The sequence below is a fragment of the Jiella soli genome (assembly GCF_020615385.1).
Classification (GTDB): domain Bacteria; phylum Pseudomonadota; class Alphaproteobacteria; order Rhizobiales; family Rhizobiaceae; genus VKMB-3413.
Window position 1 is genome coordinate 108,181 of record NZ_JAJAVB010000025.1, and the last position, 19,102, is coordinate 127,282.

At 67.1% G+C, this 19,102-nt stretch carries 16 protein-coding genes; 13 read left to right on the top strand and 3 right to left on the bottom strand.

The genetic code is table 11. The features are described 5' to 3' along the window. Nucleotides 1-29: 29 nt before the first annotated feature. Entirely contained in the window at nt 30-977 is a 948-nt protein-coding gene (locus LH400_RS14985; protein ID WP_229153544.1) for a polyprenyl synthetase family protein, read from the bottom strand. A gap of 101 nt (nt 978-1,078) precedes the next feature. On the opposite strand from LH400_RS14985, the gene fni reads away from it, so the two are divergent. Beyond that, complete coding sequence (gene fni, locus LH400_RS14990; RefSeq protein WP_255617512.1) at nt 1,079-2,188, top strand: type 2 isopentenyl-diphosphate Delta-isomerase; 1,110 nt, start codon at nt 1,079-1,081, stop codon at nt 2,186-2,188. Here fni and LH400_RS14995 read toward each other — a convergent pair. Then, a complete protein-coding gene (locus LH400_RS14995) occupies nt 2,176-3,147 on the bottom strand; it encodes a LysR family transcriptional regulator (protein WP_229153546.1) in 972 nt (323 codons plus the stop codon). The two genes, fni and LH400_RS14995, sit on opposite strands and share 13 nt — an antisense overlap. 132 nt (nt 3,148-3,279) lie before the next feature. Between LH400_RS14995 and LH400_RS15000 the strand changes: the two genes are divergently transcribed. The 10 genes from LH400_RS15000 (at nt 3,280) to LH400_RS15045 (ending at nt 13,738) form a co-directional block, all read left to right on the top strand. After that, on the top strand, nt 3,280-4,323 hold the full coding sequence (locus tag LH400_RS15000; RefSeq protein WP_229153547.1) for a class 1 fructose-bisphosphatase: 1,044 nt from the start codon (nt 3,280-3,282) through the stop codon (nt 4,321-4,323). 52 nt (nt 4,324-4,375) lie between these two features. After that, nucleotides 4,376-5,251, top strand: a complete 876-nt coding sequence (locus LH400_RS15005; protein ID WP_229153548.1) for a phosphoribulokinase — start codon at nt 4,376-4,378, stop codon at nt 5,249-5,251. Between the two features lie 29 nt (nt 5,252-5,280). Next, complete coding sequence (gene tkt, locus LH400_RS15010) at nt 5,281-7,290, top strand: transketolase (RefSeq protein WP_229153549.1); 2,010 nt, start codon at nt 5,281-5,283, stop codon at nt 7,288-7,290. A gap of 126 nt (nt 7,291-7,416) precedes the next feature. After that, on the top strand, nt 7,417-8,502 hold the full coding sequence (fba, locus tag LH400_RS15015; protein WP_229153550.1) for a class II fructose-bisphosphate aldolase: 1,086 nt from the start codon (nt 7,417-7,419) through the stop codon (nt 8,500-8,502). A gap of 166 nt (nt 8,503-8,668) precedes the next feature. Further along, nucleotides 8,669-10,126 carry a form I ribulose bisphosphate carboxylase large subunit gene (locus LH400_RS15020; protein ID WP_229153551.1) on the top strand — a complete coding sequence of 486 codons (1,458 nt, stop codon included), beginning with the start codon at nt 8,669-8,671 and terminating at the stop codon, nt 10,124-10,126. A 122-nt stretch (nt 10,127-10,248) separates the two neighbouring features. Then, complete coding sequence (locus LH400_RS15025) at nt 10,249-10,671, top strand: ribulose bisphosphate carboxylase small subunit (protein WP_229153552.1); 423 nt, start codon at nt 10,249-10,251, stop codon at nt 10,669-10,671. Between the two features lie 275 nt (nt 10,672-10,946). Next, entirely contained in the window at nt 10,947-12,017 is a 1,071-nt protein-coding gene (gene cbbX, locus LH400_RS15030) for a CbbX protein (protein ID WP_229153553.1), read from the top strand. Nucleotides 12,018-12,020: 3 nt separating this feature from the next. Then, entirely contained in the window at nt 12,021-12,707 is a 687-nt protein-coding gene (gene rpe / locus LH400_RS15035) for a ribulose-phosphate 3-epimerase (RefSeq protein WP_229153554.1), read from the top strand. Between the two features lie 194 nt (nt 12,708-12,901). Next, on the top strand, nt 12,902-13,201 hold the full coding sequence (locus LH400_RS15040) for a hypothetical protein (protein WP_229153555.1): 300 nt from the start codon (nt 12,902-12,904) through the stop codon (nt 13,199-13,201). A gap of 255 nt (nt 13,202-13,456) precedes the next feature. Further along, on the top strand, nt 13,457-13,738 hold the full coding sequence (locus tag LH400_RS15045) for a hypothetical protein (RefSeq protein ID WP_229153556.1): 282 nt from the start codon (nt 13,457-13,459) through the stop codon (nt 13,736-13,738). 199 nt (nt 13,739-13,937) lie between these two features. On the opposite strand, the gene LH400_RS15050 is transcribed toward LH400_RS15045, so the two are convergent. Next, nucleotides 13,938-16,481, bottom strand: a complete 2,544-nt coding sequence (locus LH400_RS15050; protein WP_229153557.1) for a heavy metal translocating P-type ATPase — start codon at nt 16,479-16,481, stop codon at nt 13,938-13,940. Between the two features lie 438 nt (nt 16,482-16,919). Here LH400_RS15050 and LH400_RS15055 point away from each other — a divergent pair, with 438 nt between their 5' ends. Both LH400_RS15055 and eutC read left to right on the top strand, forming a co-directional pair. After that, on the top strand, nt 16,920-18,287 hold the full coding sequence (locus LH400_RS15055) for an ethanolamine ammonia-lyase subunit EutB (RefSeq protein WP_229153558.1): 1,368 nt from the start codon (nt 16,920-16,922) through the stop codon (nt 18,285-18,287). Then, nucleotides 18,284-19,090, top strand: a complete 807-nt coding sequence (eutC, locus tag LH400_RS15060; protein ID WP_229153559.1) for an ethanolamine ammonia-lyase subunit EutC — start codon at nt 18,284-18,286, stop codon at nt 19,088-19,090. The genes LH400_RS15055 and eutC overlap by 4 nt, the downstream gene beginning before the upstream one ends. The last annotated feature ends 12 nt before the right edge of the window (nt 19,091-19,102 follow it).

The following is a 19,102-nucleotide window of genomic DNA, read 5'->3' on the forward strand; positions in this document are numbered from 1 at the left end:
GGAACGAAAGCCCCGGCCGATTGCCGCAGCTATCTTGCGCCGGCGCCAGGATCCCGGCGCTCGGCCGCCGCCACGCCGAGAGGTTCCAGCGAGCCAGCGAGCGCTTTGTCGAAGATGAGGTCGAGCAGCATGTGCATCCGGTTCGTCGGCCCGAACACCTCGCTCAGCCGCTGATGCGCGTCGGCGAGATGGCGTTCGATGCGATGCATGACCGATGGGCGGCCGATCAGCGAGACGATGGTCGACTTGCCTTGATCCTTGCCCACGTCCTTGCCGATCAGGACGGCGCTCGACGTGCCGTCGAGAAGGTCGTCGAGGAGCTGGAAGGCGTGTCCGAGATCGGCGGCGAAATCGCGCAGGAGCGCCCGCACGCGGCCGTTCGCGCCGGCCACCACGGCGCCGATCTCCACGGCCGCCGAAAACAGCGAGCCGGTCTTCAGGCCGTTGGTGGTGGCGATCTCGGACAGCGCCCGCGTCGCCCGTCCGCCTCTGAGATCCTCGAACTGGCCGCCGACGAGGCCCGCCGTGCCGACGGCGCGGGTGAGGATCGCGATCGCCTCGCTGCGCTCGCGCGCGGCAAGGCCGGGGATGGTGGCGAGCAGCTGGAACGCACCGGCCAGGACCGCGATCGACGACAGCACCGCGACGTCCTCGCCGAAGGTCATGTGGATCGCCGGCCGGCCGCGACGCATGGCGGCATTGTCCATGCAGGGCAGATCGTCGAGAACGAGCGAGGCGGCATGCACCATCTCGACGGCGCAGCCGGCGTCGATCGCCGTCTCGACGTCGCCGCCGAGATCCTCGGCCGTCAGCGCGGCCATCAACGGCCGAAGCCGCTTGCCGGGAGCGAGGATGCTCTCGGCGATCGCGGCATCGAGTTCGCTCTGGCCCGGCAGGGCCTGCGGGACCAGCACGGCGAGGCGGCTGTCGATCCGGTCGCGATAGGCCGAAAGGCCGCTCTTCAGGTTCGTGGTCATGGCCTGCCGTGCGTCCGTGTCCAGAAATATTTACATCTACTGTACACACAAATGGACAGCAAATGCCAATGCGATCCTGACATGCGGACGCCGCGAAGAAAATGCGATATTCCCCGCCTGTGACGAAAGGACCGTTCCCCGCCGTGACCGAGCCCACCGACCCTCGTGCCCGCGGCGACATCGCGGGTCGCAAAAGCGATCACCTCGACATCGTGCTCAACCCGACGCTGTCGGGCCGGCGTGCGTCGAGCGGGTTCGACGCGATCGTCTTCGAGCATCTTGCGCTGCCGGAACTCGCCCTGTCCGCGATCGATCTGTCGACGCGCTTTCTCGGCCGCAGCCTCAACGCGCCGCTCCTGATCTCGTCGATGACCGGGGGGCCGGAGCGGGCGGCGCGGATCAACCACAATCTCGCCGAGGCGGCGGAGGCGCTCGGCATCGCGCTCGCCGTCGGCTCGCAGCGCATCGCGATCGAGGGGCGGGCGACCGGCGGGCTCGACCGCAGCCTGCGCGACCTCGCGCCGAGCATCCCGATTCTTGCCAATGTCGGGGCGGCGCAGCTCGGCCTCGGCTATGGCCGGGGCGAGGCGGAGCGGGCGGTGGAAATGATCGGCGCCGACGCTCTGATCATCCATCTCAACCCGCTGCAGGAGGCGGTGCAGCCGGGCGGCGACACCGACTGGCGCGGGATCCTGCGGGCGATCGAGACGCTCGCCCGCGATCTCGCCGTGCCGCTCGTCGTCAAGGAGGTCGGCGCCGGAATCTCGGGCGCTCTCGCGCGGCGGCTCGTCGAGGCGGGCGCCCAGACGATCGACGTCGCCGGCGCCGGCGGCACGAGCTGGGCGGCGGTCGAGGCCGAGCGCAGCGAGGATGCGTTGACCCGCGCGACGGCGCTCGTCTTCTCCGATTGGGGGATCCCGACCGCCCGGGCGATCGCCGATGTGCGCCGCGCCTGCCCGGAGACGACGGTGATCGGCTCGGGCGGCATCAAGACCGGGCTCGACGTCGCCAAGGCGATCCGGCTCGGCGCCGATCTCGCCGGCCAGGCGGCGGCCTCGCTCGGGGCCGCCGACCGGTCCGCCGAGGCGGTCGTGACGCACTTCTCCGCGGTGATCACGCAGCTGCGCATCGCCTGCTTCTGCACCGGCTCGGCCGATCTGAAGGCGCTGCGACAGGCGCCGCTGCTCGCTCCTCCGGACTATCTGGAATAGGCGGATCGTCCCGCCGTCTCCTCGACCCCCTCGGCCGGGTAGAGCCGGCCGAGCAGCGGCAGATGCGTGGCCCCCTTCTTGACGAGGAAGGTCTTGAACGCGATCTCGACCGGCGAGGAGATGCGCTCCTTCCGGCATACGGCGTACCATTTGCGCCGGATCGGCATGCCGCTGACGTCGAGGACCGCCAGCCGGTTCATCTCGACCTCGAAGGCGATCGTGTGGGCCGAGATGAAGGCGATGCCGAGCCCCGCCATCACCGCCTGCTTGATCGTCTCGTTCGAGCCCATCTCGACCGAGCGCGCCTGCAGCTGGTCGAGATGATCGCCGAAGAAGATCTCCAGCGCCGTGCGCGTGCCCGAACCCTGCTCGCGGATGATGAAGGTCTCTTCCAGAAGGCGCTCGCGGCCGATCTCGCACGCCCCGGCGAGCGGGTGGTCGGGCGGCGCGATCATCACCAGGGGATGGTCGCCGAAGCAGATCGAGGCGACCGGGAAGGTGAGCGGCGGGCGGCCCATCAGCGCGATGTCGAGCCGGTATTCCTTGAGGTCCGAGACGATCTCGTCGCGATTGCCGACCTTCAGCCGCATCTCGATGCCGGGATAGTCCTTCTGGAATCCGGCGATCAGACGCGGGGCGAAATATTTCGCGGTCGACACGACGCCGAGCCGGATCGTGCCGGTGCGCACGCCCTTGACCGCCGCGATCTCGTCGGAAAGAGCCCGCAGCGTGGTCTCCACCGTATTGGCGGCGGCGAGCACGGCGGCCCCCGCCGTCGTCAGCCGCATCCCGTCGCTGGTGCGGTCGAACAGCGACACGCCGAATTCGTCCTCCATCTGCTTTATCTGTAAAGTGACCGCCGGCGCGGTCAGCCCGATCTGGCGGGCGGCGGCCGCGACGGTGCCGTGGCGGCTGATCGCCTGGACCGATCGCAACTGGCGCAAAGTGAGGTTTCGCATGCCGAGCTAATTATTTTATTTTACCGATTGCGTAAAGATAATAAATTTTACTTATACGGCCCGTCCGGCCAGTGTTCACCCAACGGCGGTGAACGCGGTCGCAGAACCCCGACACCGAACAGGAGGAAATGAATGCCCTCGTCCCTCGACGCCTATCTCGGCTCCGCATCCGGCCAGGACCCGCTCCGCCAGAAGGTCGCCGACACGGTGCGCCATCTCGCGGCGGCCGCGGTCAAAGTGCGCAACACCATCATCGCCGGCGGCAGCGGCGAGAGCCTTGGCGCCTCGCGTGACGCGACGAATGGCGGCGGCGACGTGCAGAAGGAGCTCGACGTGGTCGCCGACCGGGCCTTCCTCGATGCGGCGAAGGCGGCGCCGATCGCCTTCTTCGGCTCCGAGGAGCAGGACGAGGCGGTGGTGCTGAAGCCCGGCGAGGCGCTGGCGATCGCGATCGATCCCCTCGACGGCTCGTCGAACATCGAGACCAATGTGTCGATCGGTACGATCTTCTCGATCCTGCCGGTCGAGGAAGCGCACCAAGCCGACCCGAAGTCGGTGTTCACCCAGCCGGGATCGCGGCAGCTCGCCGCCGGCTTCTTCATCTACGGGCCGCAGCTGCTCCTGGTGCTCACCGTCGGCAACGGCACGCATGTCTTCATCTTCAAGCCGGGCTTCGGCGGTTTCGTCGAACTCACCGGCTCTGTGACGATCGCCGACCGCGCCAAGGAGTTCGCGATCAACGCCTCGAACTATCGGCACTGGGACCCGCAGATCCGCAGCTATATCGATGACTGCCTCGCCGGAACGGAAGGCCCGCGCGAGCGCGACTTCAACATGCGCTGGGTCGGCTCGATGGTCGCCGACTGCTACCGCATCCTGGTGCGCGGAGGGATCTTTCTCTACCCTGGCGACGGACGCCAGGGCTACCAGAAGGGCCGGTTGCGGCTGCTCTACGAGGCCAATCCCGTCGCCTTCTGCGTCGAGCAGGCGGGCGGTGCCGCGACCGACGGCGTCAACCGCATTCTCGACATCGTGCCGGAGGGGCTGCATGTGCGCACGCCGCTGGTCTTCGGATCGAAGCGCGAGGTCGAGCGCGTCGGCCGCTACATGGCCGATCCGTCGGCACTCAGCGAACGCTCGCCGCTGTTCGGCAAGCGAAGCCTGTTCCGGGCCTGACCCGGTCGGACGAACGGGGCGGGGAGGCCCCTTCGTCCGGGAGGAGGAATGAATGTCCGCAAAGCACCCGATCATCGTCATCACCGGTTCCTCGGGAGCCGGCACCACTTCGGTGAAGAAGATTTTCGACCAGATCTTCCGGCGCGAACATGTCGACGCCGCCTTCATCGAGGGCGACGCCTTCCATCGCTACGACCGCGCGGCGATGAAGGCGAAGATGGTCGAGGAGGAGACGGACGGGAACCGCAACTTTTCGCATTTCTCGCCGGAGGCGAACGTCCTGGAGAAGCTCCAGGAGGTCTTCCAGGACTATGGCCGCAAGGGCCGCGGCGAGACCCGCCACTACATCCACGACGAGGAGGAGGCCCGGCTCTACGGCGCCGAGCCCGGCACCTTCTCCGACTGGGCGCCGCTGGAGGAGGGCAGCGACCTCCTCTTCTACGAGGGCCTGCATGGCTGCGTGAAGACCGAGACGGTCGATCTCGCGCCGCTCGCCGATCTGAAGATCGGGGTCGTGCCGGTGATCAACCTCGAATGGATCCAGAAGATCCACCGCGACAAGGCGACGAGGGGCTATTCGACCGAGGCGGTGATGGACACGATCCTGAGGCGGATGCCCGACTACGTGAAATATATCTGTCCGCAATTCGCCCGCACCGACATCAACTTCCAGCGCGTGCCGATCGTCGACACCTCCGACCCGTTCATCGCCAGATGGATCCCGACGGCGGACGAATCGATGATCGTGATCCGCTTTGCCTCGCCGCGTGGGATCGACTTTCCCTATCTTCTGTCCATGATCCCCGGGAGCTTCATGTCCCGGGCCAATTCCATCGTTGCGCCGGGCAACAAGCTCGACATCGCAATGCAGCTCATCCTGACGCCGCTGATCCTCCAGCTCATGGAAAAGAAGCGCCGGGCCTCCTGAGCTCGAACGAGACTTTGAGGGAAGACGACATGTCCCAAACTGCCGACAAAGCGCCCCACGAAATGGCCGGCGTCTCCATCCGCCAGATGGCGGACGCCATCCGTGCCCTGTCGATGGACGCGGTCCAGAAGGCCAATTCCGGTCATCCCGGCATGCCGATGGGCATGGCCGACGTCGCGACCGTCCTGTTTTCCAAGTTCCTGCGCGTCGATCCGAGCCAGCCGGAATGGCCGAATCGGGACCGCTTCGTCCTGTCCAACGGACACGGCTCGATGCTGCAATATTCGCTCATGCATCTCCTCGGCTTCCCGGAGATGACGATCGAGGAGATCGAGAACTTCCGCCAGCTCGGCAGCCGCACCGCCGGACACCCCGAATATGGCCACGCCGCCGGCATCGAGGCGACCACCGGCCCGCTCGGCCAGGGCATCACCATGTCGGTCGGTATGGCGCTCGCCGAGAGGATGCTCGCCGCCAGGTTCGGCGACGACCTCGTCGACCACTACACCTATGTGTTCTGCGGCGACGGTTGCCTGATGGAGGGCATCTCCCACGAGGCGATCGATCTTGCCGGGCACCTCAAGCTGAACAAGCTGATCGTCTTCTTCGACGACAACCACATCTCGATCGACGGCGACACCAAGCTCGCCACATCGATCGACCAGCGCGAGCGCTTCGAGGCACATGGCTGGAACACCTTTGCCGTCGACGGCCATGATCCGGACGCCGTCGAGAAGGTGATCGCCGAGGCGCGAAAGAGCGACAAGCCGGCGTTCATCGCCTGCCGCACGATCATCGGCTACGGCGCGCCGAATTTGCAGGGCACGGACAAGGTGCACGGCAACGCGCTCGGCAAGGACGAGGTCGCCGCGACGCGCAAGAATATCGGCTGGACGTCGGAGCCCTTCGTCATCCCGCAGGAGATCTACGACGCCTGGCATGCGGCGGCCAAGCTCGGTCGCGAGGCCCGGAAGGCCTGGGAGAAGACGCGTGACGCGGCGCCGAAAAAGGCCGAGTTCGAGGCGCAATACGCGACCACGCTGCCGGAGAACCTCGCCGAGCTGATGGCCAAGGCGCGGGCCGACATCGTGTCCGAACAGCCGAAGGTCGCGACCCGCAAGGCCTCGGAAATGGCGCTCGAGGTGATCAACGGAGCGAGCGAGCTGACCATCGGCGGCTCGGCCGACCTCACCCCCTCGAACAACACCAAGACCAAGGGGCTGACCGACATCGCGCCCGGCGACTATTCCGGCCGCTACGTGCGCTACGGCGTGCGCGAGCACGGCATGGCTGCGACGATGAACGGCATCGCGCTGCATGGCGGCTTCATTCCCTATGGCGGCACCTTCATGTGCTTCACCGACTATGCCCGCGGCGCGATCCGCCTGTCGGCGCTGATGGGGATCCGGGTCGTCTATGTCATGACCCATGATTCCATTGGCCTCGGCGAGGACGGCCCGACCCACCAGCCGGTCGAGCATCTGGCGATCCACCGCGCGACGCCCAACCTGCTTCTGTTCCGTCCCGCCGACGCGGTCGAGACCAACGAGGCCTGGGAGATCGCGATGGCCGAGACGAAGCGGCCTTCCGTCATGGCGCTGTCGCGCCAGGGCGTGCCGACCGTGCGCTCGGGCGAGGTGACGGAAAACCGGACCCGCAAGGGCGCCTATGTCCTCAAGGATGTCGACGGGACGCGCGACCTGACGATCCTGTCGACCGGCACGGAAGTCGAGATCGCGCTGAAGGCGGCCGAGACGCTGGAAAGCCAGGGCCGCAAGGTCGCGGTGGTCTCCATGCCCTGCTGGGAGCTGTTCGAGGAGCAGGACGAGGCCTATCGCAAGTCCGTCCTCGGCTCCGCGCCGCGCATCGCCATCGAGGCGGCGGTCCGGCTCGGCTGGGATCGCTGGCTCGGCGAGGACGGCCGCTTCATCGGCATGCATTCCTTCGGCGCCTCGGCGCCTGGGCCCGAGGTCTACAAGCATTTCGGCATCACCGCCGAGGCGGTCGTGACGGCCGCCGGCGAGATGCTGAAGCACTGATCTAGAAAAAGACGCGGAAAGGGCCGGCCGAGCGGGCCGGCCCGACGCGGGGAGACGACGACGAGCCGCGGGAAGGTGCTTCCCGCGGACAGGGAAGACGTGCGCGAAAGAGGAGGTGTCTTCACCATGGCAAAGATCACGCTGCGCCAATTGCTCGACCATGCCGCGGAGAACGACTACGGCGTTCCCGCCTTCAACATCAACAACATGGAACAGGGCTTGGCGATCATGGAGGCGGCGTCGCAATGCGACGCCCCGGTCATCATGCAGGCCTCGCGGGGCGCGCGCACCTATGCGAAGGACATCATGCTCGAAAGGATGATGGACGCGCTGGTCGAGATGTTCCCGCAGATCCCGGTCTGCATCCATCAGGACCACGGCAACAACGAGCAGACCTGCCTGACCGCGATCCGCCACGGCTTCACCTCCGTGATGATGGACGGTTCGCTCGAAGCCGACATGAAGACACCGGCCAGCTACGAGTACAACGTCACCATCACCGAACGGGTGACGCGCATGGCGCACTGGGTCGGTGCCTCCGTGGAGGGCGAACTCGGCGTGCTCGGCTCGCTCGAGACCGGCGAGGGTGAGAAGGAGGACGGCGTCGGCTTCGAGGGCAAGCTCGACCACGACAAGCTCCTGACCGATCCGGAGCAGGCCGTCGATTTCGTCCGCCGCACCAAGGTCGATGCCCTCGCCATCGCGATGGGCACCTCGCACGGGGCCTACAAATTCACCCGGAAGCCGGACGGCGAGATCCTGGCGATGCACGTCATCGAGGAGATCCACTCCAAACTGCCGAACACCCATCTCGTGATGCACGGCTCCTCCTCGGTGCCGCAGGAGCTGCAGGAGATCATCAACCGCTATGGCGGGAAGATGCGCGAGACCTATGGCGTGCCGGTCGAGGAGATCGTCCGCGGCATCAAGCACGGCGTGCGCAAGGTAAATATCGACACCGACTGCCGGATGGCGATGACCGGTCAGTTCCGCAAGGTTGCGATGGAGCGGCCGGAGGAGTTCGATCCGCGGAAGTTCATGGTGCCGGCGATGGAGGCGCTGAAGACCCTCTGCCTCGACCGCTACGAGCGCTTCGGTTGCGCCGGACAGGCCTCGAAGATCAGGCCCTTGCCGCTGGACCAGATGGCAGCCCGCTACCAGTCGGGCGCACTCGACCCGCGCATCGAGACGATGACGGCCGCCGCCGCTTAAGGCGGGGCGATCCGCGGCCGAAGGACCGGCCGCGACGCGTGAACGACAACAGGACCAGCATGCGACGGCGCGGGGAGGGCTCTCCGCGGCGACAGGAGAGACTTTGTCCGCCGCCGACCTCGAAGCGGCGGGACGAAGCCGGATTTCAAAGGAAGGAAAAGGCGACATGGATACGGGATCGCAGACCGTCACCGGCAAGGACCGCTACAAGTCCGGCGTCATGGAATACAAGAAGATGGGCTATTGGGAGCCCGACTACCAGCCGAAGGAAACCGACATCATCGCCTGCTTCCGGATCACGCCGCAGGACGGCGTCGACCCGATCGAGGCGGCGGCTGCCGTCGCCGGCGAAAGCTCCACCGCGACCTGGACGGTCGTGTGGACCGACCGGCTGACCGCTGCCGAGAAGTACCGCGCCAAGGCCTACCGGGTCGATCAGGTGCCCAACACCTCCGACCAGTACTTCGCCTATATCGCCTATGACCTCGATCTGTTCGAGTCGGGCTCGATCGCCAATCTCACCGCCTCGATCATCGGCAACGTCTTCGGCTTCAAGCCGCTGAAGGGCTTGCGCCTCGAGGACATGCGGCTGCCGACGGCCTATGTGAAGACCTTCCAGGGCCCGGCGACCGGCATCGTCGTCGAGCGCGAGCGGCTCGACAAGTTCGGCCGTCCGCTCCTCGGCGCGACGGTGAAGCCCAAGCTCGGCCTGTCCGGCCGCAATTACGGCCGCGTCGTCTACGAGGCGCTGAAGGGCGGTCTCGACTTCACCAAGGACGACGAGAACATCAACTCGCAGCCCTTCATGGATTGGCGCGAGCGCTTCCTCTACTGCATGGAGGCGGTGAACAAGGCGCAGGCCGCCACCGGCGAGATCAAGGGCACCTATCTCAACGTCACCGCCGCCACCATGGAGGACATGTACGAGCGCGCCGAATTCGCCAAGGAGCTGGGTTCGACCATCGTGATGATCGACCTCGTCATCGGCTGGACGGCGATGCAGTCCATGGCGAAGTGGGCGCGGCGCAACAACATGATCCTGCACCTCCACCGGGCAGGCCATTCCACCTATACGCGCCAGAAGACGCATGGCGTCTCCTTCCGCGTCATCGCCAAATGGGCACGCCTCGCCGGCGTCGACCACATCCATGCCGGAACGGTGGTCGGCAAGCTCGAGGGCGATCCGGCGACGACCAAGGGCTATTACGACATCTGCCGCGACGAGTTCACGCCGCAAAAGCTCGAAAACGGCATCTTCTTCGACCAGCCCTGGGCCTCGCTCAACAAGATGATGCCGGTCGCCTCCGGCGGCATCCATGCCGGCCAGATGCACCAGCTGATCGACCTCCTCGGCGAGGACGTCGTCCTGCAGTTCGGCGGCGGCACGATCGGCCATCCGCAGGGCATCGCGGCCGGCGCGACGGCGAACCGCGTGGCGCTCGAATGCATGATCCTCGCCCGCAACGAGGGCCGCGACATCCTGCGCGAGGGGCCGGACATCCTCAACGAGGCGGCCAAGAGCTGCTCGCCGCTGAAGGCCGCGCTCGATACCTGGAAGGACGTCACCTTCAACTACACCTCGACGGATTCGCCCGACTACGCGGTCACGGCGACGGCGGCCTGAGCCCGCCCTTGCCTGCCGGGGCGGGATGTCCTCCCAAAGGCCTGCCCCGGCTCCCTCCTTCAAAGACAGACGAAGGACATCCGGTCCTGCGACCGCCTTCGCCGCAGCCAAGGAACCAATCCATGCGCGTTACCCAGGGAACCTTTTCCTTCCTCCCCGACCTCACGGACGAGCAGATCACGGCACAGGTCCAGTACTGCCTCGACAATGGCTGGGCGGTGAACATCGAATACACCGACGATCCGCACCCCCGGAACACCTATTGGGACATGTGGGGCCACCCGATGTTCGACATCGAGGACGCGGCCGGCGTGATGATGGAACTTGCCGCCTGCCGCAAGGCGCACAGCCATCTCTACATCCGCATGTCCGCCTTCGACTCCACCCATGGCTGGGAGTCGGTGAAGCTGTCCTTCATCGTCAACCGGCCGGCCGAGGAACCGGGCTTCCGCCTGCGCCGGCAGGAGAGCCATGGCCGCAACATCCGCTATTCGACCGAGCCCTATGCGACGGACAAGCCCGAGGGCGAGCGCTACGCGGTGTGAGGCGGAGCGGCCTCGCCGTTGAGGTTCGGGCCGAGGCACCCCCCTCTGTCCTGCCGGACATCTCCCCCACAAGGGGGGAGATCGATCTCGCTCCGACGGGTCGGCCTTGGCTGAGACCCTGAACCCGGCAATGCCGCACTGTTTGAGCCAGCGATGTTCCAGGACGATCAGCGCGATCGAAGCCGCCTGATCTCCCCCCTTGTGGGGGAGATGCCGGCAGGCAGAGGGGGGTGCGCAAGGGCGCGGCGAAAATCGAACGAACGGGATGTAAGGTGATGAGCTATCTCGACCAGCTGAACAAAGCTCCCAAGCCGGACGGCACTGCCGCCACGCCGGTCTCAGGCACCCAGGCGCCTGACGGCGACGTCACCGGCACGAACGCTGCCGGCGAGGCTGCGACACCTCAGCCGGCACCCACCACCGTCGACCTCCGCCGCGAATACGAGGAGGCCGGCGTCAAGGAGGTTCTGGAGGAGCTCGACCGGGAGCTCGTGGGCCTTGCGCCAGTCAAGAAGCGCATCCGCGAGACGGCGGCGCTGCTTCTCGTCGAGCGCGCCCGCCGCCGGCTCGGCCTCGCCCATGAGACGCCGACGCTGCATATGAGCTTCACCGGCAATCCCGGCACCGGCAAGACGACGGTCGCCATGAAGATGGCGAACCTCCTTCACCGGCTCGGCTATATCCGCAAGGGGCATCTCGTCTCGGTGACGCGCGACGATCTCGTCGGACAGTATATCGGCCACACCGCCCCGAAGACCAAGGACATCCTCAAGAAGGCGATGGGCGGCGTCCTGTTCATCGACGAAGCCTATTATCTTTACCGGCCGGAGAACGAGCGCGACTACGGCCAGGAGGCGATCGAGATCCTGCTTCAGGTGATGGAGAACCAGCGCGACGACCTCGTCGTCATCCTCGCCGGCTATGCCGACCGGATGGACAAGTTCTTCGAATCGAATCCCGGTTTCCGCTCGCGCATCGCCCACCATATCGACTTCCCGGACTATTCGAACGACGAACTCCACCGGATCGCGGTGGGCATGCTGGAGCGGCAGAACTACCATCTGACCGACGAGGCGGGGACGGTCCTGGCGCGCTACATCGAATACCGGCGGGCGCAGCCGCATTTCGCCAATGCCCGCTCGATCCGCAACGCCCTCGACCGGGCCCGCCTCAGGCAGGCGAACCGGCTGTTCGAACAGGATGCCGGACCGCTCGACGCCGCGATGCTGTCGACGATCGCGGCGGAAGACATTGCCGCGAGCCGCGTCTTCGGCCAGAAGCCGGACATGAAGGCCGAGCATGTTGCCGAGAGCCTGGCCGCCGGGCCGGCGGCCAGAAAGGAGTAGACCATGACGAGACCCGTCACCATCGCCCCCTCGATCCTGTCGTCGGATTTTTCGCGGCTTGGCGAGGAGGTCGCGGCCGTCGACCGGGCGGGCGCGGACTGGATCCATCTCGACGTCATGGACGGGCACTATGTGCCGAATATCACCTTCGGCCCGCCGGTGATCAAGGCGATCCGCGGTGCCTCCAAGAAGGTGTTCGACTGCCATCTGATGATCGAGCCCTGCGACCCCTATCTCGAAGCCTTCGCCGAGGCGGGCTGCGACATCATCACCGTCCATGCCGAGGCGACGAAGCATCTCGACCGCTCGCTGCAGGCGATAAAGAATCTCGGCAAGAAGGCCGGCGTCTCGCTCAACCCGTCGACGCCCGAGGACGTCATCCGCTACGTCCTCGACCGGCTCGACCTCGTCCTCCTGATGACGGTCAATCCCGGCTTCGGCGGCCAGGCCTTCATCCCGTCGGTGGTCGACAAGGTGCGCCGCGTGAAGGAGATGATCGGCACGCGCGACATCCATATCGAGATCGACGGCGGCGTGACGCCGGAGACCGCGCCGACGGTGATCGCCGCGGGGGCGGACGTGCTGGTCGCCGGCTCGGCCGTCTTCAAGGGCGGGACGCCCGACCACTATGCACGAAACATCGCGGCGATCCGCGCGGCGGCGGAGGGGGCGCGCGAAAAGGCGGCTTGAAGGCGGGCTTCGCAACAGCGGCGGTGTCGTTGGGGCAAGGCCGATAATCGGCGCGCGAGCGGGCTTGCTGCCGCCTCGTCAGCGTCCAAGTGTCCGCCGGAGCGGTGTCAGGAAAAACGCTTAGCGCTGTTTCCGCGGAACCCGAAGGCGCAGCGGCGGTTTTGGCCGATAGGGACGCTATGGGAGACGCACGTATGACATCGAGACTAGCATCCATCGTGCTGGCGATCGCGCTCGCCTTTTCGGGACTGACGATGACGGCGGGCACCGCTTCGGCCGGATCGTTCAGCATCACCGTCGGCGACGGGCACCACTACCGTCACCACCGAAACTACCGCCACAATCGCCACTATCGGCATAACCGTGGCTGGCGTAATCATGTCCGCCGCGATCGCCGCCATTGGCGGCGTGGCTGGCATGACCGGCCGCATTATCGGCGGTATCATCGCCGCGACCGGCATCCTACGCCCTTTCCGCTCTATCGCATTCGCTGAGCGGAAGACGGCAGGGAAAAACCTGGCGGCGTCGCTTCTTCGGAAGTCGGCGCCGTTTTCGTTGTTGCGCGGGCGCGGCGCCCTTCCCGGAGCCGTCTCCCGTTGCGGCGGAGCGTCCAATGCCTGCCTGAGCACTTGATTGTGTTCGTGATTTTCCTCTTGCCCACAGATCTTACGTAAGGTAAGCTTGGGCATTGCTCGAGCGGCCCGCGCGCTCTACGCCCGCCGCGGTCTGGGCAGTTTGGAGAACGCGTCATGAAATCGTTCATCATGTCGATGGTCGTGGCCATCGCGCTTGCCGTGGCCGGCCTGACCGCCACGGCGACCACTGCTTCGGCGGGGTCCTACAGCAACGCTCCCGTCGTCCTGGCCGGCGGGTACAACAATCACTACCGCTCCCACTATCATCCGCGGCGCGTCTACCGCCGTCATTACCGGCGGCACCATGTCAGGCGCCATCATTACGCGCCACACGTTCAGCACCGGGTCTACCGGCAGCATCACCGCCGCCACTATAACAGGTATAACGGCTACTGATCGACCGCGCCTCAATCCCGCGCCTGGAGACGGACAATGAGAACGGCCTCCGGCAGGGGGCCGTTCTTTCGTTTGCGGGTCCATTCCGGGGGACAGCGAAAGGCGCGATCCCGGCGCCCCTGCCGAGGCGGCGGGTTCCCGCCGGGCCTGTCATATGAAATCCGTCTGATCGCTTCGCGATAACGGATTTCATAGACGCTCAGAGCCGCAGCGTCCTGAGGCGCAGGGCGTTGCCGATCACCGAGACCGAGGACAGGCTCATCGCCGCCGCCGCGATCATCGGCGAGAGCAGGAGCCCGAACACCGGATAGAGAATGCCGGCCGCGACGGGTACGCCGATGGTGTTGTAGGCGAAGGCGAAGAACAGGTTCTGCTTGATGTTTCGGATCGTCGCCTGCGCCAGATGCCGGGCCCGGACGATCCCCTGAAGGTCGCCCTTCACCAGCGTCATGCCGGCGCTTTCCACCGCCACGTCGGCGCCGGTCCCCATGGCGATGCCGACATCCGCGGCCGCGAGCGCAGGTGCGTCGTTGATGCCGTCGCCGGCGACGGCGACCTTGGCGCCGCCGCGCTTCAGCTCCTCGACCAGCGCCTGCTTGTCCTCGGGCGACAGGCCCGCCCGCACTTCGTCGATGCCGAGTTCCTTCGCCACGGCCATGGCTGTGCGCTGGTTGTCGCCGGTCGCCATCACGATCCGCATGCCGCTCGCATGGAGGGCCGCGATCGCATCCGCCGTGGTCGGCTTGATCCGGTCGGCGACGGCGACGATCCCGGCCGCCCGGCCATCGATCGCGACGAACATCGCGGTCCGTCCCTCGGCCTGCAGCCGCTCGGCATCGCCGTCGAGCGCCGAGGGATCGATTCCCTCCGCCTCCAGCATGGCGCGGTTGCCGAGGACGACGGCCTTGCCCGCGACGGTTCCCCTGACGCCCTTGCCGGTGACGGACTCGAAGCCGGTCGTGTCGGTCAGCGTCGCCCCGCGCTCCTCCGCGCCCCGGACGATCGCCTCGGCGAGGGGATGCTCGGAGCCCCGCTCAAGGCTGGCGGCCGCGGCAAGCAATGCGGCCTCGTCGCCATTCGCGGCGATCACGTCGGTGACCACCGGCCGGCCCTCGGTGAGCGTGCCGGTCTTGTCGACGACCAGCGTGTCGACCTTGGAGAAGCGTTCCAGCGCCTCGGCGTCCTTGATCAGCACGCCGGCCGAGGCGCCGCGGCCGGTTGCGGTCATGATCGACATCGGCGTCGCGAGCCCCAGCGCGCAGGGGCAGGCGATGATCAGGACGGAGACGGCGGCGACCAGAGCGTGGGCGAACGCGGGCGTCGGACCGACTGCGGCCCAGGCGAAGAAGGCGACGATCGCGACGGCGACCACCGCCGGCACGAAATAGCCGGCGACCCGGTCGGCAAGGCCCTGGATCGGAGCCCGCGAGCGCTGGGCGCTCGCCACCATCTGCGTGATTCGCGAGAGCGTCGTGTCGGCGCCGACGGCCTTAGCCTCCATGGTGAAACTGCCGGTCTTGTTCAGCGTGCCGCCGGTGACGGTGTCGCCCGCGGTCTTCTCGACCGGGACCGGCTCGCCGGTGATCATGGACTCGTCGACCGAGGAGCGGCCCTCAGTGACGCTGCCGTCGACGGGGATGCTCTCGCCGGGGCGCACCCGCAGCCTGTCGCCGGCCGCCACCACGGCGAGGTCGACGTCTTCCTCGCGTCCGTCCGGGCCGATGCGCCGGGCGGTCTTCGGCGCGAGGTCCATCAGCGCCCGGATCGCCGAGCCGGTGCGCTCGCGCGCCTTCAGCTCCAGGACCTGGCCGACGAAGATCAGCGCGACGATGACCGCGGAGGCCTCGAAATAGACCGGCACGACGCCGTGCGCCCTGAAGGAGGCCGGGAAGAGGCCCGGCAGGAAGGCGGCGAACAGGCTGTAGAGATAGGCCGCGCCGACGCCGATCGCGATCAGCGTCCACATGTTGGGCGAGCGATTGACGATCGAGGCCCAGCCCCGCTTGAAGAAGGGCTGCGCGGCCCACAGGACGACGGGCGTCGCCAGCAGGAATTCCAGGTAGACCGCGATCCGCTCGCCGATCCACTCGCGGAATGGCAGGCCGACCATCGATCCCATTGTGAGGACGAGGAGAGGCACCGCGCAAAGCGCCGAGACCCAGAGCCGGCGGGTGAAGTCCACGAGTTCCGGGTTCGGCCCTTCCTCGCCGGTCGGAAGGCCCATCGGCTCGAGCGCCATGCCGCATTTCGGGCAGTCGCCCGGATGGTCCTGAACGATCTCCGGATGCATGGGGCAGGTGTACTCGGTGCCCGCCGGCATCGGCTCGGGCGCGGGTCGGTCGCCGAGATACCGCTCGGGATCGGCCTCGAACTTCTCGCGGCAGCGGGCCGAGCAGAAGTAGACCCGTTGGCTGGAGCCTGAGGCATCCTTGTGCTTGACCATGTGCCGGGCGTCGATGCGCTCGACGCTCATGCCGCAGACGGGATCTTTGGCCGTCAGATAATCCTCGGGCGCGGCGACGAACTTCTTGCGGCAGCCCTCGGAGCAGAAATGGACGGTGCGGCCGTCATGCTCGGCGGTCGGCTTGCCGGCATCGGGATCGACGGTCATGCCGCAGACCGGATCGCGGATCACCGCATCCTTCGCGCCATCGTCTTCTTTCCCATGCCCGCCGCCGCAGCAGCCGCCATGGCCCGCGTGATCGCGCCCGGAGTGATCGTGGCGGTGCATCGTGTCCGACATCGTCCTGCCCTTTCGCATTGCCCCGGGACGGAGATGGGGCTTCCTGTTACTGGAAGGTCAAGGGTGGTGGGGGAGCGGAGCGAGGGTGGCACAAGCCGAGCCATGCGCCACGGCTTTCCCTCGACGACAGAGCGCGGCATCTACCGGTAGCTGATCTCCCCCCCTTGTGGGGGAGATGCCTGGCAAGGCAGAGGGGGGCGAGACGGGCGCCGACATGTCGGAAGATTGCGCCGAGGCACCCCCCTCTGGGCTGCCGCCTATCTCCCCACAAGGGGGGAGATCGAAGCGGCTGCCGCGGCGTTCGTGCCTGAAGTGTTTGCGCGCGAGGCAACCGGCTTGATCCCGCCGCGCCCTTGCATTGCCTGTTCTCCGGCGCTCTCTTGACGAAGCGGTCGGGACGGCCGCGGTGCGACGTCATCGAAGGCGAGGACGCAGATCATGGCCCATGAACCGCTGAAGACGCTGCTCGCCAAGGCCTCGCCGGCGCGCTCCGGCGACTTCCTCGCCGCGGTCGCGGCCGAGAGCCAGGAAGAGCGCGTCAAGGCGCAGCGGCGGCTCGCCGAGACGACGCTGTCGCAGATCCTGAACGAGCCGCTGATCGATCCGGACGAGGACGAGGTCTCCGCGCTGATCTACGACCAGCACGATGGGGAGGCTTTCCGCGCCATCTCCGGCTGGTCGGTCGGCGAATTGCGCGAATGGCTTCTGTCGGACGCCGCGACGCCGGAAGAGATTTCGGCCCTGACATGGGCGCTGACGCCGGAAATGGTCGCCGCGGTCTCCAAGATCTGCCGCAACCAGGACCTCATCGCCATCGCCAGGAAGCGGCCGGTGGTGACGAAGTTCCGCACCACCGTCGGGCTGCCCGGCCGGCTCTCGGTGCGCATCCAGCCGAATCACCCGACCGACGACCCCAGGGGCGTCGGCGCCTCGATCGTCGACGGGCTCGCCTTCGGCTGCGGCGACGCCGTCATCGGCATCAACCCCGCGACCGACAGTCCACAGGCGATGCGCCGGCTCCTGGATCTGATCGAGGAGTTGCGGCTGCGCCTCGGCTGCCCGGTGCAGTCCTGCGTCCTTGCCCATGTCACCACCGCGATCGACGCGATGAACCGGAACGCGCCGGTGGATCTCGTCTTCCAGTCGATCGCGGGGTCTGAGAAGGCCAATGCCTCCTTCGGCATCTCGCTCTCCATGCTGGCGGAAGCCCATGACGCCGCCAAGGCGCTGAAGCGCGGCACGGTCGGCGATAACGTCATGTATTTCGAGACGGGACAGGGCTCGGCGCTCTCGGCCGACGCGCATCACGGCATCGACCAGCAGACCATGGAGGCGCGGGCCTATGCCGTCGCGCGGGCGTTCGATCCGCTGCTCGTCAACACCGTCGTCGGTTTCATCGGTCCGGAATATCTCTATGACGGCAAGGAGATCACCCGGGCGGGGCTCGAGGACCATTTCTGCGGCAAGCTTCTGGGCGTGCCGATGGGCGTCGACGTCTGCTACACCAATCATGCCGAGGCCGATCAGGACGACATGGACAATCTCCTGACGCTGCTTGGCGTCGCCGGCGTCAATTTCGTCATGGGCGTGCCGGGCTCGGACGACGTGATGCTGAACTACCAGTCGACCTCCTATCACGACGCCGCCTATGTCCGCCGGGCGCTGGGCCTCAGGCCGGCGCCGGAATTTCAGGCCTGGGCGCAAGGGGCGGGCGTGCTCGACGCCGACGGCTTCCTGCTGCCGGAGACGGCAGGCGGCGGCGACCGGCTGATCGCGCAGTCGAAGCTCCTGGAGGCGGCGGAGTGACGAGCGAAGACGCAAAGCCGCCGGTCGCCCCGGCGCCGGACCATCCGCTGAAACGCCTGAGAGCCTTCACCGAGGCGCGGATCGGCCTCGGCCGGCACGGCGCAGGCTTGCCGACATCTGCCCATCTCGATTTCGCGGAGGCGCATGCGAGGGCGCGCGACGCGGTCCATGCGGGGTTCGATATCGAGGGGATCGAATCGGCTTTGACATCGGCCGGCTTCGGAACGCTTCGCGTTTCGAGCGAGGCGCAGGACCGGGCCACCTATCTGCGCCGGCCCGATCTGGGACGGCGGCTTGCCGGAGCCTCGCGCGAGCGCCTTGCCGCTGAGCCGGGCGAGGGAGGTTTCGATCTCGTCCTCGTCATTGCCGACGGCCTCTCGGCAACGGCCGTCAACACCTATGGCGCGGCGACGGCGGCCGCGATCCTCGGGCATCTACCGCGGCAATGGCGCGTGGCGCCGATCATCCTTGCCACCGGTGCCCGCGTCGCCCTGTCCGACCCGATCGGCGAAGCGCTCGGGGCGAAGATCGCGCTGATGCTGGTGGGCGAGCGCCCGGGGCTCTCGGCGGCCGACAGTCTCGGAGCCTATCTCACCTTCGGGCCTCGGCCGGGCCGAACGGATGCCGACCGCAACTGCGTCTCCAACATCCGCCGGGGCGGCCTGCGGCCGGAGGCGGCAGCCCAGAAGATCGCCGGGCTCTTGCTGCGGTCTTGCGAACTCGGCATCTCGGGCACGGGGCTGAAGGACGATACCGAAGACCGCCTCGCCGACGCCGATCGGCCCGCAATCGACGCCGGATGATTCGCTTCTCCT

Coding starts and splice junctions, on each gene's coding strand:
- LH400_RS15005 (WP_229153548.1), top strand. CDS start 4,376: ATGTCCGCAAAGCACCCGATCATCGTCATCACCGGTTCCTCGGGAGCC.
- LH400_RS14995 (WP_229153546.1), bottom strand. CDS start 3,147: ATGCGAAACCTCACTTTGCGCCAGTTGCGATCGGTCCAGGCGATCAGC.
- LH400_RS15055 (WP_229153558.1), top strand. CDS start 16,920: ATGGCCCATGAACCGCTGAAGACGCTGCTCGCCAAGGCCTCGCCGGCG.
- tkt (WP_229153549.1), top strand. CDS start 5,281: ATGTCCCAAACTGCCGACAAAGCGCCCCACGAAATGGCCGGCGTCTCC.
- LH400_RS15025 (WP_229153552.1), top strand. CDS start 10,249: ATGCGCGTTACCCAGGGAACCTTTTCCTTCCTCCCCGACCTCACGGAC.
- fni (WP_255617512.1), top strand. CDS start 1,079: ATGCGATATTCCCCGCCTGTGACGAAAGGACCGTTCCCCGCCGTGACC.
- LH400_RS15045 (WP_229153556.1), top strand. CDS start 13,457: ATGAAATCGTTCATCATGTCGATGGTCGTGGCCATCGCGCTTGCCGTG.
- LH400_RS14985 (WP_229153544.1), bottom strand. CDS start 977: ATGACCACGAACCTGAAGAGCGGCCTTTCGGCCTATCGCGACCGGATC.
- LH400_RS15000 (WP_229153547.1), top strand. CDS start 3,280: ATGCCCTCGTCCCTCGACGCCTATCTCGGCTCCGCATCCGGCCAGGAC.
- cbbX (WP_229153553.1), top strand. CDS start 10,947: ATGAGCTATCTCGACCAGCTGAACAAAGCTCCCAAGCCGGACGGCACT.
- LH400_RS15020 (WP_229153551.1), top strand. CDS start 8,669: ATGGATACGGGATCGCAGACCGTCACCGGCAAGGACCGCTACAAGTCC.
- fba (WP_229153550.1), top strand. CDS start 7,417: ATGGCAAAGATCACGCTGCGCCAATTGCTCGACCATGCCGCGGAGAAC.
- rpe (WP_229153554.1), top strand. CDS start 12,021: ATGACGAGACCCGTCACCATCGCCCCCTCGATCCTGTCGTCGGATTTT.
- LH400_RS15040 (WP_229153555.1), top strand. CDS start 12,902: ATGACATCGAGACTAGCATCCATCGTGCTGGCGATCGCGCTCGCCTTT.
- LH400_RS15050 (WP_229153557.1), bottom strand. CDS start 16,481: ATGTCGGACACGATGCACCGCCACGATCACTCCGGGCGCGATCACGCG.